Origin of the sequence: Lyngbya sp. CCY1209 (genome assembly GCF_035615495.1) — a bacterium.
GTDB lineage: Bacteria > Cyanobacteriota > Cyanobacteriia > Cyanobacteriales > Microcoleaceae > Limnospira.
In genome coordinates, this window is record NZ_JAJENU010000357.1 from 1 (window position 1) to 15,203 (window position 15,203).

A 15,203-nucleotide genomic window follows, 5' to 3' on the forward strand; every position below is an offset into this window, starting at 1 on the left:
CGTGACAGTGGCGGTGCAGCAATTGGAGGTTTTTGTAATCATCCTTTCCGCCTAGGCATCTTGGGATGATGTGGTCGGTTTCTACCTGGTCTTCAATTGTGAAGTGCTGTCCGCACCATTTGCATTTGCCTTTCTGGTATTGAAGCATTTTGGCTTCTCGGTTCGAGATTTCTGGCGATTTCCCTCTCCTCGTTGCCCAATAAACCCAATTTCCATCATACGTCGATGCGTTCGGTCTGACCAGCGTGTGGTAGACAATGGGAGTCCAATTATGTTGTTGGAGTCGTAGACCATCCTTGGTTTGGAATATCCACTTCTCATTCCTTTCTTTCCCATTACTCAGTATCACTTTTCCCGTTTGGAAGTATTTCCTGAGCGTCCGGGTCGAAACCCATAGCTTGTTCCTTCAAATAATGGTTCCCAGAAAGGTTCCATTGCCATCTTGACCAAGGCTTGCTTGGCTCTGTCTCGGATTGTCGGGATTCCTAGCGGGCGTTTTTCGTCCCGTCCGGGTTTTGGTATCCAAACTCTCCGTAGTGGCTTGGCTTTGAAGTTTCCCTTGATTTCCTCGACAAGTTTAAACCTTTGCTTCGGGGATATTGCTACCACTCCATCCACTCCGGCTGTCTTCTTGCCCTGGTTATCTTGAGTTACACGCCTTACCGCTAAGAGCCTTGCATAGTATGACTTCAAAAGGAGTCTTTGCAACCTTCTTGCTTTTGCATCCTGTCCCGATTGAGCCGCTTGATAGATACGCTTTTGCAGCTTGAAGACTATACGATGAACTTTCGTCCAGTTGATAGCCTTCCATACACTCTTAGTGTCCGCTGATTTTGGCTTGCCAAAACCTTTGGATTGACTAGACCTCGCCTTTACCACTACTTGAGTCTCCATCTTACGTCTGAACCGTGGCCCGTCTGCATATCCCGGACATTACATCCGAGCGTTGGCTTCTGGTCACATCTCACCCCCATGTGGCTTGCGCTTACACTTGCGGCTATTGCCTTCACTACTTGCTTAATCGACCATTGAGCAAGGGCCAATATGGGGTTAATTCGTTCCGTCTGTAGGGGTATTCCATCCTTAGACTCATCCTCTCCCCCGGTGTACTTTTAAGGGTCTGTGTGGATAGCTATGTAAATCCTCCACTTTTCCACTTACTCATTCGAGCAGCACCGTAATCAACCTGTTTTCGATACCGTATTATATCGAGGGTTCATGGCAGATGTTCACCTTTCGGTTGGTCATAGATGGTTGGCAGTGGTCGGATTTTTGGTGGCAGATTCCACCTCACCGCCTTCCGTTCCCCGCTTCAATCCTGGAGTTGTGAAATTCCAAAACTGGGGGTGGCTATCGCCTCCTCTCTCAGAGATTGTTAAGAATTGTTAAAATTTTCCAACTTTCTCTTTGGCCCTGAGAGTTCCGACCTCATTTAGTATCCTGTGATATTAAACTTAGGAACATACAGACAGTTATAAGGCTGGTCAGGGGTGCGCCCCTTATATTCACCCAAGGGGGTGAGAGCCTTACCGGGAAGTTATTTCAGGCATTTCAGCCCTATTTCATTCCCGAACGAATCGCACTACACTAATTAATACTACAGGTGTTCATCCCTCCCCCTTGAGAGAGGTCATTTTCCCCCAAAACTCACCCACACAGCCCGGGAGGCCCGATCGCCTCTCCGAAGCCGACCCCTAGGAGATTGGTCATGGTTCAGTTTTACATTCAGCCGGATAGCGACATCCCCGCCTCCAACCAACTGTTCAATCAAATTCGTTTCGCGATCGCCTCCCGCCAGTTCCCCCCCGGACATCGCCTCCCCAGCACCCGCCAGTTGGCGATGCAGACGGGGCTGCACCGCAACACCATCAGCAAAGTCTACCGACAGCTCGAAGAAAACGGCCTGGTGGAAGCCCAGGCCGGCTCGGGGATCTACGTCCGGGCTCTGGGCCACGAAGGGGGGTCGCGGCTCAATTCCCCCATCCTCAAACACTACCCCGAAGCCAATCACATCATCCAGCGCGGCCTGGACGAACTCCTCTCCCAGGGGTGCACCCTCAACGAGGCACGGGAACTGTTCCTGGCCGAAATCGACTGGCGCCTGCGATGCAGCGCCCGGGTGCTGGTGACGGCCCCCACCCAAGATATCGGCATCGGCCAGTTGATGGCCCAGGAGTTGGAACAGTCCCTCCGAATTCCGGTGCAGTTGGTCCCCCTCGAACAACTCGCCGACACCATCGGACAGGTCCCCTCGGGGACGGTGGTGACGAGTCGCTATTTTATCGGGCAGGCGGAGGCGGTGGCCGCGCCCAAGTCCGTGCGGGTGATCCCCGTCGATATTTACGATTACGCCCGGGAAATCGCCCTCGTCCAAAAGCTGCCCAAGGGGACCTACTTGGGCATCGTCAGCCTCAGCGCGGGGCTGCTGCGGGCGACGGAGGTGATCATCCACAGTTTGCGGGGCGAAGATGTATTGGTGATGACCGCCCAGCTCGTGGATGAGTATAAAATTAATGCGATCGTCCGCAGCGCCCGGGTCGTGATTTGCGACCAGGCCAGCGAGAAAGCCGTCAAAACTGCGATTCAAGCGAACCGCGAAGACATCATCCGCCCCCCTCAGTTGCTCTGCTGTGAAAATTACATCGGCGGCGAGTCGATCAATTTGCTCAAGCGAGAATTGGGATTAAACTAACGGGAGAATTGTCAGCGGTCAGCGGTGAACCCTCAGCCGTCAGCCGTCAGCAATTCCCTCCGACCCGAATATCTCAAATCTGATAGCTGATAGCTGATAGCTCAAAGAGGAGTCAAACATGAAGGCAACCCTGCCAGAAAAACCGTCGGTCATCGCACCCCAGTCCGAGTCATCCGAAAAGCCGGATGTCGAAAATCCGTTTGTTGACGAGTGGGATCGTCCGATTCCGCTATCGGAGGAAGAAAATCCCTTCGACCTGAAAGACCTCGAAGGTTTGATTTTGCCCGCCGCGGAACCCCCCCAAGCCGAATCTTCCGGCTTGCTGCGGAAAATCCTCCTCTCGCCCCAAATGGGCATCGGCGCCCTCATCGCCCTGGCCTGTCTGTACACCCTCACCCGCCCCTGCGTGATCGGGGAATGCCAGGAAATCGATCGCGCCCAGGAATTGGCTCGGGGCGCCCGGCAGACGGTGGAAACCCTCCCCTCCTCCCGGGCGCCGGGGTTGGCCCAGAAGGACTTGAACGGGGCGATCGCACTGGTGAAAACCATTCCCTGGTGGTCCCCCTACCACCGGGAGGCCCGGGCGCTGTTGAAAGATTATCGTGCCGACGAGGGGGAACTGGCAATGGTGGTGGCGGCCCTGCGGATGGCGGGGTTGGCCGCCCAAAAGAGCCAGAACCCGCCCCACGAAGTGGAAGAGTGGCAGGAGATGGAGCGGTTGTGGGAAGATGCGATCGCCCAACTGCAACAGGTGCCCCCGGACAGTCTCATTTACCCCTTCGCCGAAGGGCGGTTGACCGGATACCGGGGAAATTTGGCCGAGGTGCGGGGGCGGCTGAAATTGGAGCGGGAAGGCGAGCGGACCCTGGAAATGGCGAAAAAGACCGCGCAGATCGCCCAGGCCCGTCAGGGGGTCGCCAAGGGGGCGGAGAGTTGGCAGTTGGTGTACGATACCTGGCAGAGTGCGGCGAATACTTTGGCTTCGATTCCGGCGGGAACCATCGCCCATCAAGAAGCCCAACTGCTGCTGGCCCGCTACCAGCCCAAGTTGGAGGCGGCTCGCGATCGCAAAACCATCGAACAGGTGGGGTTGGAGGCCTACAACCGCGCCGTCAACAACGGCGACCAGGCCCGGATTTTTGAAAGCCGGGAAGCCTGGACCGAGGCGAGCCGCTCCTGGGGTCGGGCGGTGTCCTTCGCCAAAAAAGTGCCGCAGAGCAGCTCCTACTATCTGGACTCCCAAGAATTGCTCCCCACCTACAACCAAGCTTGGCAGCGGGCGGAACTGCAGGCGCAGGTGGATTCTCGGGTGGAAAAAGCCCGGGCAGACCTGCGGAAAACCTGCGCCGGCGCCCCCAAGGTTTGCAACTACGGCATCAGCCGCGATCTGATCACCGTGCGTTTGACCCCCGAGTATGTGGAGAAGCTCAAAGGCACGAATCCCCAGCAGCGGAACCAAGCCGAACAGCACGTCCAAACCCTCAAAGTTGCCCTGGAATCCATCAGCGAAAACGCTAAAATTCCCCTCCAGGTTTATATGCCGGATGGGAAGAAAATCGCGTCGCATTTTCCCAGTTAAAGCGAGGAATCATTGACCATTGACAATCGTAGTGGAATGACACACCTTAAACGGTGGGTTACGGCGGATTTCTAGATGGCTTTCACAGCATAGGTTTAAGCCGCCTAACCCAACCTACGAATCCAGCACATTTTTAGCCGTGTCGGTCCAGTCGGGTGGGTTAGGCGCGGCTGTAATTTTTCGGAAAAACCCACAACTTTTCATCCGCGCCGTAACCCACCATTTCTTTTTTAATGCACAGTTTTAGCAGAAACATTCCAGTCGGGTGCGTTCCCACTGAATCTATTATCGGTCGAGTGGGTCGGTGAGAGGGGGGGAACGCACCATCACCCACTATCCAGTTGGATTAAATATCAAGACCGCTTGGGAATCAATTCCCGAGGGCGCAAGACGCAGCGCCCCTACACCCTACACCCGATCGCTGCTTATTCTACTTCAAATAAATCAACAGATTCAACCCCGGAATGGTGCGGGAAAGCGTCCAAAATAATAAAATCAAATACAGCGCCCCCAAACTCCACTGATACCAAACCAAAGTCGTCACCAATGCCGGCATGAATTCGTCCCGCATCCGCAGGTCATTGAAGCCGAATTTCAGGAAATTATTGAGGCTGAAATCGTAGTAATTTAACCAGTTCCAGCGCCGGTCCCAGAGGATGGGCAAATAGCGTTCGCGGAACATGGGATAGCGCGGCATTGTCGGGAGGCGTCCGATCATCAACCGCAACTGTCGGAGGCTGGCATCTTCGGTCAAATAGGAAACTTTTAATAAATTATGATAGCGCCCCCGCCGGTAGATCGTCCACAATAAAAAGCCGGGGATGGGGAGGAGGAAAAGTGCCAGACAGAGGAGGGTGAGGGCGGCGAGTCCGGAGGCGGAGAAAATTTCCACCAAGCCGATGGCGGTAAAAAGACCGTAACTGCCCAGCATCCAGGCCGTTTCCGAGAGGGTGGGGAGGATGGGATAGGGGATGCGCCGCCGCACCCGGTCCACCAACCAAAATAGCAAACCGAAATAGGCGATCGCCACAATTCCTACCCCGAAGACGAGGGGAAAATTGGTGCCGTAACCGGTCAATAATAACAGAATTTCTAGCTGCAGCCAGTGGAGTCCCGTCAGCACCCGTTCCGCGATCGCTTTCAGGTGAGTGGCGGTTAAAAGCCAATTCCACCAACTCGTTGATGCCTCTCCGATGGGGCGTTCTTTGGCGTCGGCGATCGCGCGATCGTGTACTTTAATATAAGTCGCCAGGTCGAAACCGTCGAGTTGGAGAATTTCCATCAGTTCACGAAACGGATGTTCCGTCCGCACCTCGGCGAGGGTTTCCGCCTGTTCCCGGGTGAAGCCGAGCCGCACCAGCCGCGGGATGGAAGCGGTGTTGATATTCACCCCGAAAATCTGTCCCCACAGGGAATTTAACTTCAGCTTCGCCCGCAAATATTCGATGTGATTGGCATCGACAATTTGTTCCTGTTCCCGAAAATTCTGCACCAAATTTCGCAACAAATTCTCATTGCCCCGCAGGGTGGGAACGGCAAGAACCCGGCCGATAATGCCCGGATCGCCCATAATTTGAGCCGATTTGGAATCGAACATCAAATTGGAAACATTCAGCATCACCCCCTTGCCGAATCCGGTATCGCTGAAGTCCGTCAACCCTTGAATGCTGGCTTCTCTCAAATTCACAGTCTCGCTGAAACGGGCATCCCGAAAATCGACGGGTCCTTCAAATCTGGCCCGCTTGAAACTCACCGATGTATCGAATCTGGACTTGCCGAAACCCGCCCGATCCTGCCACCAAGATTCGCCAAAATCCGCATTTTTTTCCCAGACCGTATTTTTAAAATCCGCCGTCCCGCGAAATCGAATTCGGTTGAAATTTCCCACCCGAAACTGGCTGTCCTGAAAGGTTGCCAAACCGTGAAAGTCGGCTTTCTTAAATTGGGCATCCGCGATGAAATAGATCCGTTGAAAATCGCCCGAATCTTGGAAAACTGCCCCCGCAAAATTGGAGAGCAAATTGAAGCGACAATCCGACCAATCTGAGGATTGTTTGAAAGTGGCGTTGCGGCCGTCAACCCCTTTCAGAAAAAAGATATTGCGAAAATCGGTTTCGCCCTGAAACTCGGTTTCTTCAAATGTCAGCCGTCCCCGCAATACGGTCAACTTCGGCAACGACATCGATGACGGTTCTTGACTTTTTAAATTCAGCGATAAATGGGCGGCTTTCGATTTCAGTTTCTCGACCTCTTCGGGGTCGAATACCGACTGAATGCTCTCCTCCAAAAGCGGGACTCTCACCCCCAAATTGCGGCCGTTGAAATCCCCTTTGATGAGGGAGTGGCTGAGGTTCAATCCCAGGGGGTTTCCGGATTGGTTGAGGGCAGTTTGTAACAGGCGGTAAAAGCGATCGCGGAACTCGGCATTTTCCGGCCGCAGATCGACGATCGAATGTTGCAAGTCGATCGCCGCCACCCCGTCGCTGTTGACGGGATTGTTCAGCCGTTCCTGCAACAGTTCCAGCGTCAAAACGGAGCGTTCCGGCTGGGCATTGATCGCCAAAGCGGATGGGGAGGCGATCGCCAACCAGAGGAGGGCGAGGAGGACAAACCCCAGAATTTTGAGAGATTCGAGCGATCGGCGCATCAACAACGGTCAACCTTCGGAAATATGGCACTTTCCCGTCAATTTTACCCCATTCCAGCGCCACTAATCCCCCTCCAAAGGAAGGTTTTCGAGCCGCCAACTTTACGGAAGCATAAAAACAGAAACGGGGCGGGTTTATCCCACCCCAATCTTGACCCGCAGGGGCGCGAGGCTTGCGCCCTCCCGAAGCCGGCGACCTAAATATCCAAATCCGTGATATCCAGGCGCGGCGCGTGATCCTCGATAAACTGGCGGCGGGGCGCGACGCGATCGCCCATCAACACCGTAAAGATATGATCGGCTTCCGCCGCGTCCTCAATTTGCACCCGCTTAATCCGGCGAGTTTCCGGGTTCATCGTGGTATCCCACAACTGATTGGGCATCATTTCACCCAAACCCTTAAACCGCTGGATGGAATAGTTTGCGTTTTCGGGAAACTCCGCCAATTGCCGCTGCAATTGTTGGTCGTTGTAGCAGTAGTAATGGTTGCGGCCCCGTTCCACTTTATAGAGGGGAGGACAGGCGATGTAAATGAAGCCTTGATCGACCAATTCCCGCTGGTAGCGGTAGAAAAATGTCAGCAACAAAGTGCGGATGTGGGCCCCATCAACGTCCGCGTCCGTATTGTGGGCGCACAAACCACCACTGCCGCAGACAAAGTTTTCGTCTCCTTCCACCGAGAAATCATAAACGTAGTCGCCCACCCATTCAATTTCCTCGGCTGCCACCACTTTCAGTCCCATCAAATCATCACTGATGTGAACGTAATCCTGGGGCTTTTGCATCGGCCGCGACAAATGGGCTCGCAACTGCGGCGCGTTGGCGTGATTTTGCCAGATAGTTTGACAAAATGCGATCTGTTCTTTGCCACAAATGGTGAGCGTATAATAGGGGTGCCGCGTTTGGATCGGGGCATCCTCGGACGTGGCAATTTGATGTTCCGTGGACGTGGCAATTAAACCCAACTGTCCGAACAGATACAGCAGCCCATCTTTGAGGGCGGGCGAATTCGTCGTCCAGGAAAAATTGCCCTTTCCGATAGTGCCATCTCCGAGGAAATAGCCCTCCAAAAATGCCAGTTGCAACGGTTCCGGGAGGCTGAAAACCAGATCCGGCAATTGCTTTTCGTGGGCGAGTTTAGCCAGACCCCAGGCTTGCAACAGCCGCGCCGCCGGGACGCTGTTGAAATAGAGTTTGATGCCCTCGCTATCCGGATCGTTGTAACGGCGGGGGGTTTCTCCGAAAGTGGACGCGATCGCCGCACTCAGTTCGGGAATAAACCGCTCATCTTTTCGGCCCAAATTCAGGCTGACTTGGTGTTTGCTCAACGTCCCCTCGGCGACGTACCAGCCCAAGAAACACATCAACTCGCGGGTGACGGGCAGATAGCGATCGCACGCCTTATTTTTGTGGGCTTTGGGAACAATTTTAACCCCTTCCCCGAGGCGGATCAATTCGCTGGGGGTGAAATATTCAAAGGGTTTGTAATCGCTGATTTCCCGCCAGGACGAATTTTTGCTGCTGTCGTCGAGTTCCAACAGTCGCTCACTCTTCGAGGACACCGTTTCATAAACGATATTTTCGTTGCCCCCGATCGCCTCCAAATAGTCCAAAAAGTGGGGCAAAGTCGGGCGGTTGATGCCCCGTTCCCAATGGCTGACGGTAATCGGTTGTTTGACCCCGCAAGCCGTCGCCACCTGCTTTTGGGAGACTCCCGCCAACTGTCGCTGGGCGATCAATTGCCGCCAAGCCACATCCTCCAGTTGCACCCGGGGCTCGCTCCACTCCGAGGGATTTTGCACTTTTGCCAACAGGCGATCGCCGGCAATTTTACGCACGTCTTCACCTTTCAAATAGAGCGATCGCGTCACCCCGGCCCGATAAAAGGTATCCAGCAAATCGATCCGCGTCGGACTTTCCGCCGGACGGGGCAACCGCCGGGATGCCACCAACAAATCCCCCGGTTTGACTTCGTTGCCTTTTTTGAGGATAACTTCCCCATTTTCGTAGACAAAGACGCTGTGAGAAGACGTCACTTTCACCGAGCGATTGTAGCGGGTGGTAATTTTGTACATCGGCTCGGAATGGGGGTGGCGAATCACCGCTTTCAGGGGTTTGAAACGGGTGGAATGCGTCACCGGATCGAAGGAGACGACGCTGTACCGTTCGGGACTCCGCCGCCCCTCCACGCACTCATCGATAAACGTGCCGATATTAACAAATTCAGTCCGCCCGCGATCGTCCATCACCAGGGTCGGTTCGTCCCCCGCCACGCTCATGATAATCACCTTGTGATATCGCAACTGGGACGGATCGAATTCTTCCCCTTTGATGCCCAAACCCAAAGCCGTGATCAGGGCTTGAATTTCGTTGTTTTTGTAGATCTTGGCATCGTCGGTTTTCTCGATATTCAAAATCTTACCCCGCAGGGGCAAAATCGCCTGGGTGCGCCGATCGCGTCCCTGTTTCGCACTGCCGCCCGCACTGTCTCCTTCTACCAAAAAAATCTCCGATTCTTCCGGGTCGCGGGTGCTGCAATCCGCCAACTTTCCGGGCAGAGGAGACGATTCCAACACCGATTTGCGGCGCACCAGATCCCGGGCGCGACGGGCGGCTTCGGCCGCTTTAAAAGCTTGAATCGCTTTCTCCAAAATGGCATCGGCGATGTTGGGGTTGAAGTCCAAAAACTCCGTCAAAACTTCCCCCACCAGGGAATCGACGATGCCGCGAACTTCCGTATTTCCCAACTTGGTTTTCGTCTGTCCCTCAAATTCCGGTTCGGGAACCTTTACAGAAATCACCCCCGTCAACCCCTCCCGGACGTTTTCGCCCCCGAGGTTGGCGTCGCTATCTTTCAGTTTATTGCGCTTGCGGGCCACTGCATTCATCGTCCGGGTGAGCACCGTTTTTAACCCTTCCAAATGGGTCCCGCCATCGACGGTGCGGATGTTGTTGGCAAATCCCAAAATCGTGTCGCTGTAGGCATCCACGCACCACTGCAACGCCACCTCAACCTGAACATCGTTCCGTTCCCCAAACACGAAAATTGTATCTTCGTGGAGGGCCTGTTTTTCCCGGTTCATGTAGGCGACATATTCCCGAATCCCGCCTTCGTAGCAGTAACTCTCGACTCGGGGCTCGTCCTTTTTGAGCAACTCCAGGCGGTGGTCCGTGAGGGTGATTCTCACGCCGCCGTTTAGATAAGCCAATTCCCGCAGGCGCCCGGCAATGGTATCGTAGTCAAATTCGATGCCGGTGGTAAAAATTTTGGTGTCCGGTTTGAAACAGACCGACGTTCCGGTATGATCTTCTTTTGTGGCTTTCGTCTGTAGTTCCGTGACCGCGACCCCCCGCTCGTAGCGCTGGAGATGTCGTTTGCGATCGCGCAATACCGTCACTTCCACCCACTCGGACAGGGCGTTGACCACGGAAACCCCGACCCCGTGCAAGCCGCCGGATACTTTATAACCGCCGCCGCCGAACTTCCCCCCCGCGTGGAGGACCGTCATCACGGTTTCCAGGGCCGATTTGCCGGTTTTGGAGTGGGTGTCCGTCGGAATCCCCCGGCCATCATCCGTGACGGTGACGGAGTTGTCGGCGTTCAGATCGACTTCGATATGGGTGCAATAGCCAGCGAGCGCCTCGTCGATGGAGTTATCGACAACCTCATAAACGAGATGGTGCAGGCCGCGCGGCCCGGTTGACCCGATGTACATCCCCGGGCGCTTGCGGACCGCTTCAAGGCCTTCGAGAACCTGAATTTGTTCGGCGCTATAACTGCTGCTGGTCATGTGAAAACTGCTCCAATAATGGCGCTGAAGCCCGAGGGCCTCAAAAATGACAAAACTCCCCAAAATTGTAGCACAAAAGGGTTAGAGACGAAACGAAGGCCTGCTAAATTGAAGTTTGAATGTGGGATGGATTAGGTATGGGCGACACTCCTGCCGGGACTCCGGGGATCATCGTCATCTGCGGGGCGACGGCGACGGGGAAATCGGGACTGGCGATCGCGCTGGCCCAACGTCTGGAAACGGTTATCCTGAGTGCGGATTCGCGGCAGGTGTATCGGGAATTCGACATCGGGACGGCCAAACCCACCCCCGAGGAACGGCATCGGGTCCCCCACTACCTCATCGATATCTGCGATCCGACGGAAACCCTCACCCTCGCCGACTACCAGGATCGGGCCGATCGCTTGATTGCCAATCCCCCCGTTTCCGACGTCCCGTTGTTGCTGGTGGGGGGGACGGGACTTTATATTAAAGCGATCGCCCGGGGGTTGAAAATTCCCAGAGTCGCCCCCCAGCCGGAACTGCGATCGCAATTGCAAAATTTGGGTCAACCCCAAGCTTACGCGATGTTGCGACAGGTCGATCGCGCCGCGGCGGAAAAAATTCATCCCAACGATGCGGTGCGGACGTTGCGGGCCCTGGAAGTCTATTATGTCACGGGGCGCCCCATTTCGGAACAGCAGGGAGAAAATCCCCCCGACTACCCGATTTTACAATTGGGTTTGACCTGCGAAGATCCCGACGCCCTCACCCGCCGCATCCGCCGGCGGACCGAGGCGATGATCGACATGGGTTTCGTCGGGGAAGTGGAAAAATTGTGCGATCGCTACGGCCGAGATCTGCCGTTATTACAAACATTGGGATATCAGGAAATCACTCAATATTTGGCGGGGGATATATCTTTAGAAACCGCGATCGATCTGACGGTTCTGCACACCCGCCAATTCGCCAAACGCCAGCGCACCTGGTTCCGCGCCTACCCCGAAATCAAATGGTTCGATGCCGATCGCCCCGACCTGTGCGATCGCGTTTGGGAGGAATTGTCGATCTAGAAACCGGGTTTCTATCTGTGACTCGGGTGAAAATCCAAGATGCTTTTAGAAACCCGGTTTCTCGGCCAATCCCGACTCCCGACTCCCTATAATTCTCGGATTGCCGGGGCATTTGATACCGTTTCCGCCGCCCGTTTCATCTCCTCGATTTCCGCCTCCGTCCAGGCGTGGGTATCCCGGCAGTGGTGGGCGATCAGCAGGCCCCACAACCCGCGATCGGTGAGGACGGGGACGGCTAGATTTGCCCGCACTTTTAGACTGCTGAGAAACTCCCGGTGGCAGGGGTCGATGTCGGCGGTTTCGATGTCGGAAATGGCGCGAATCCTGCCTTGCAAATAAAGTTGGGCGTAGGTATCGTTGAAACAGTCGTCCGCCCCCGTCGAACCGTAAATCGACAGGTCGATGTAGCGGAGGGATTCAAACGTGACTTGTCCCTCCCAACGGCGATAAAAATAATATAAAACGATGCGATCGCATCCCAAGGTCTTTCGCAGCCGGTTCAAGGTGGTCTGAACTAAGTTATCCCGATCTTCAACCCGTTTCAAACGATCGACAAAGCTTTGCAAGGTGCGATCGCAATTGGGATGGGAGTTCTCATGATTGGGGTCGCCGGAGATGGACGGAAGATTCATCACTTTGCATCCTTGTGAAAAGTCGAACGGTGGTCTTTTGACTCATCCCGTCTTTTCAGATATCGATCGCAGTTTAACATCGAGGAGGCGCGATGGGAATCCCTCATGTTATAATCCCCCTAAAGACAGACATTGAAACGCCCAAACTGATCCCATTTAGAATTATCCGGCCGGATTTAAAATGGCACGATCTGACCATGAGAATCTGGGGAAGGTGGCGATGCCCTCAGATTCGAGTTAAATCGGAGAAGTAAAATAGGGGATGTGCGCCGAGTCGAGGTGATGCGCCCCCGTTTCGGATTCCAGATGACCCGTCAATCAACAATTGAGGAGAAACCCCAATGGAAAACCCGACCGAAAATTCCGATATCCGCTGGTTTGAAACCATCAGTGCCACTGACGTGCCCATCGTGGGGGGAAAAAATGCCTCCCTCGGCGAAATGGTGCGATCGCTCAAAAGCAAAGGCATCCGCGTCCCGGACGGCTTCGCCATCACCGCCGGAACCTACTGGAAATTCTTGGATGCTAACGGCCTGCGGTCAAAAATTCAGTTACAAATCGAACAATTTGAAGCCGGAAAAATCCCCCTGGAAAAAGCCGGAAAAGCGATTCGGCGGATGTTGGTGCGATCGCGCTTCCCCGAAGACATCGCCACCACCATCCGCGTCGCCTATCGGGAATTGTGCGATCGCTACCATACCGAAGAAGTCGATGTGGCCGTCCGCAGCAGCGCCACCGCCGAAGATCTCCCCGACGCCAGCTTCGCCGGACAGCAAGAAACCTTCCTCAACATTACCGGAACCGAGGAAGTCTTGGAAGCCTGCCGCCAGTGTTACGCCTCCTTATTTACCGATCGCGCCATCAGCTACCGGACGACAATGGGTTATCCCCACATGGACGTTGCCCTCTCAATTGTCATCCAAAAAATGGTGCGATCGGACCGGTCCGGTTCCGGCGTGATGTTCTCCATCGATCCGGAAACCGGCTTTCCCAACGACATCTTAATTACCGCCGCCTGGGGGTTGGGAGAATTAGTCGTCCAAGGGTCCGTCACCCCCGACCAATATCGCGTTTTCAAGCCCCTGTTAGATCGCCCCGAATTCAAACCGATCACCGAAAAAACCCTGGGCGACAAACAGGAAAAAATGATCTACGCCCAGGGGACGACAAAAACCACCCGCACGGTGCAAACCTCCCTCTACGAACTGCAGTCTTTTGTATTGGAAGATGAAGAGGTTTTGGAACTGGCGAAATGGGCGAAAATCATCGAAGATCACTATGGCACGCCGATGGATATCGAGTGGGCGAAAGACGGCGACAGCGGGGAATTGTTCGTGGTTCAGGCCCGCCCGGAAACCGTCCAGTCCCAGAAGCGGGAGGCTGTTTTGAAAACCTACAGCCTCAAACAGTCGGGGGAACGGCTGTTGGCGGGGTTGAGTGTCGGAGATGCGATCGCGGCCGGAAAAGTCTGTTTAATTCGCAACGTCACCGATATCGATCGCTTCCAAGATGGTACAATTTTAGTCACGGAAATGACCGATCCCGACTGGGTGCCGATCATGAAACGGGCCGCGGCGATCGTCACCGATCACGGGGGGCGAACCTGCCACGCCGCCATCATCAGCCGGGAATTGGGAATACCGGCAATTGTCGGTTGCGGCAAGGCGACGGAATTGTTGGAGGGCGATCGCGAAGTCACCGTCTCCTGTGCCGAGGGAGATGTGGGTTACATCTACGCCGGAAACCTGGAATATGAGTCCCAAGAAGTCAGCCTCGCGGGGATTCCGGAAACCAAAACTCGAATCATGATGAATATCGCCAGTCCCGCCGCCGCCTCCCGGTGGTGGCAACTCCCCGCCGACGGCATCGGCTTGGCGCGGATGGAATTCATGATCAATAATATCATCAAAATTCACCCGATGGCGCTGGTGCATTTCGACAAAATTGAAAACTACGCCCTCCGCCACCAGATCGCCCAACTCACCCACGGTTATCCCGACAAAACCGAATATTTTGTCGATAATTTATCCCGGGGTATCGCCAAAATTGCCGCCTCCCAATATCCCCACCCCGTCATCGTGCGGATGAGCGATTTTAAAACCAATGAATATGCGGATTTGATCGGGGGGCAACAGTTCGAGAAACCGGAAGCGAACCCGATGCTGGGATTTCGCGGCGCCTGTCGGTATTACAGCGATCGCTACCGGGAAGGGTTCGCCCTCGAATGCAAGGCAATCCGCCGGGTTCGGGAGGCGATCGGCATGGATAATGTCATTATTATGATCCCCTTTTGTCGGACGTTGAAAGAGGGCGATCGCGTCTTGGAAGTGCTGGCCGAAAACGGCCTGCGGCGGGGAGAAAACGGCCTGCAAGTTTACGTCATGTGCGAAATTCCCGCCAACGTGGAACTCGCCGACGAGTTCGCCAAACGGTTCGACGGCTTCTCCATCGGGTCCAACGACCTCACCCAGTTGGCGTTAGGAGTCGATCGCGATTCTTCGGAATTGGCGGAACTGTTCGACGAGCGAGATTTGGCCGTTAAACGGATGATTCAACGGTTGATTAAAACCGCCCGCGAAACCGGACGCAAGGTGGGAATTTGCGGTCAGGCGCCGAGCGACTATCCCGAATTTGCGGAATTTTTGGTGGAAGCCGGCATCGACTCCATTTCCCTCAACCCCGATAGCGTGGTGGAGGTGAAGCGGCGGGTTGCCGAAGTGGAGGCGAGAATGTAGAAAGCGATCGCATTATTACAGCAGTTTTCGATGCTATGAGGTATATTTTGATCCCCCCCCCGCCCCCATCCCCCC

7 protein-coding genes and 1 pseudogene are annotated in these 15,203 nt (G+C 54.8%); 4 read left to right on the forward strand and 4 right to left on the reverse strand.

The features are described from left to right. Positions 1 to 894 (reverse strand): annotated as a pseudogene (locus tag LKE08_RS10090) (group II intron reverse transcriptase/maturase); the annotation flags it as partial. Positions 895 to 1,708: 814 nt separating this feature from the next. Between LKE08_RS10090 and LKE08_RS10095 the strand changes: the two are divergent. Then, positions 1,709 to 2,692 carry a GntR family transcriptional regulator gene (locus tag LKE08_RS10095; protein ID WP_324704092.1) on the forward strand — a complete coding sequence of 328 codons (984 nt, stop codon included), beginning with the start codon at positions 1,709 to 1,711 and terminating at the stop codon, positions 2,690 to 2,692. Between the two features lie 118 nt (positions 2,693 to 2,810). Next, positions 2,811 to 4,271 (forward strand): hypothetical protein, encoded by a 1,461-nt coding sequence (locus LKE08_RS10100; RefSeq protein WP_324704093.1) that lies wholly within the window; start codon positions 2,811 to 2,813, stop codon positions 4,269 to 4,271. 430 nt (positions 4,272 to 4,701) lie between these two features. Here the strand turns inward: LKE08_RS10100 and LKE08_RS10105 are convergent, their stop codons facing one another. Then, positions 4,702 to 6,918 (reverse strand): pentapeptide repeat-containing protein, encoded by a 2,217-nt coding sequence (locus tag LKE08_RS10105; RefSeq protein WP_324704097.1) that lies wholly within the window; start codon positions 6,916 to 6,918, stop codon positions 4,702 to 4,704. 197 nt (positions 6,919 to 7,115) lie between these two features. Beyond that, complete coding sequence (locus LKE08_RS10110; protein ID WP_324704094.1) at positions 7,116 to 10,709, reverse strand: DNA gyrase subunit B; 3,594 nt, start codon at positions 10,707 to 10,709, stop codon at positions 7,116 to 7,118. A 137-nt stretch (positions 10,710 to 10,846) separates the two neighbouring features. Here LKE08_RS10110 and miaA point away from each other — a divergent pair, with 137 nt between their 5' ends. Next, positions 10,847 to 11,761, forward strand: coding sequence for a tRNA (adenosine(37)-N6)-dimethylallyltransferase MiaA (miaA, locus tag LKE08_RS10115; protein ID WP_324704095.1), 915 nt, complete (start codon positions 10,847 to 10,849; stop codon positions 11,759 to 11,761). A gap of 86 nt (positions 11,762 to 11,847) precedes the next feature. Here the strand turns inward: miaA and LKE08_RS10120 are convergent, their stop codons facing one another. After that, on the reverse strand, positions 11,848 to 12,393 hold the full coding sequence (locus tag LKE08_RS10120) for a GAF domain-containing protein (protein ID WP_324704098.1): 546 nt from the start codon (positions 12,391 to 12,393) through the stop codon (positions 11,848 to 11,850). A gap of 341 nt (positions 12,394 to 12,734) precedes the next feature. Between LKE08_RS10120 and ppsA the strand changes: the two genes are divergently transcribed. Beyond that, on the forward strand, positions 12,735 to 15,128 hold the full coding sequence (gene ppsA / locus LKE08_RS10125; protein WP_324704096.1) for a phosphoenolpyruvate synthase: 2,394 nt from the start codon (positions 12,735 to 12,737) through the stop codon (positions 15,126 to 15,128). The last annotated feature ends 75 nt before the right edge of the window (positions 15,129 to 15,203 follow it).

Excerpts from the sequence above, each read along its gene's own strand:
- LKE08_RS10100 (WP_324704093.1), top strand. The coding sequence starts at position 2,811 with ATGAAGGCAACCCTGCCAGAAAAACCGTCGGTCATCGCACCCCAGTCC.
- LKE08_RS10120 (WP_324704098.1), bottom strand. The coding sequence starts at position 12,393 with ATGAATCTTCCGTCCATCTCCGGCGACCCCAATCATGAGAACTCCCAT.
- ppsA (WP_324704096.1), top strand. The coding sequence starts at position 12,735 with ATGGAAAACCCGACCGAAAATTCCGATATCCGCTGGTTTGAAACCATC.
- LKE08_RS10095 (WP_324704092.1), top strand. The coding sequence starts at position 1,709 with ATGGTTCAGTTTTACATTCAGCCGGATAGCGACATCCCCGCCTCCAAC.
- LKE08_RS10105 (WP_324704097.1), bottom strand. The coding sequence starts at position 6,918 with ATGCGCCGATCGCTCGAATCTCTCAAAATTCTGGGGTTTGTCCTCCTC.
- LKE08_RS10110 (WP_324704094.1), bottom strand. The coding sequence starts at position 10,709 with ATGACCAGCAGCAGTTATAGCGCCGAACAAATTCAGGTTCTCGAAGGC.
- miaA (WP_324704095.1), top strand. The coding sequence starts at position 10,847 with ATGGGCGACACTCCTGCCGGGACTCCGGGGATCATCGTCATCTGCGGG.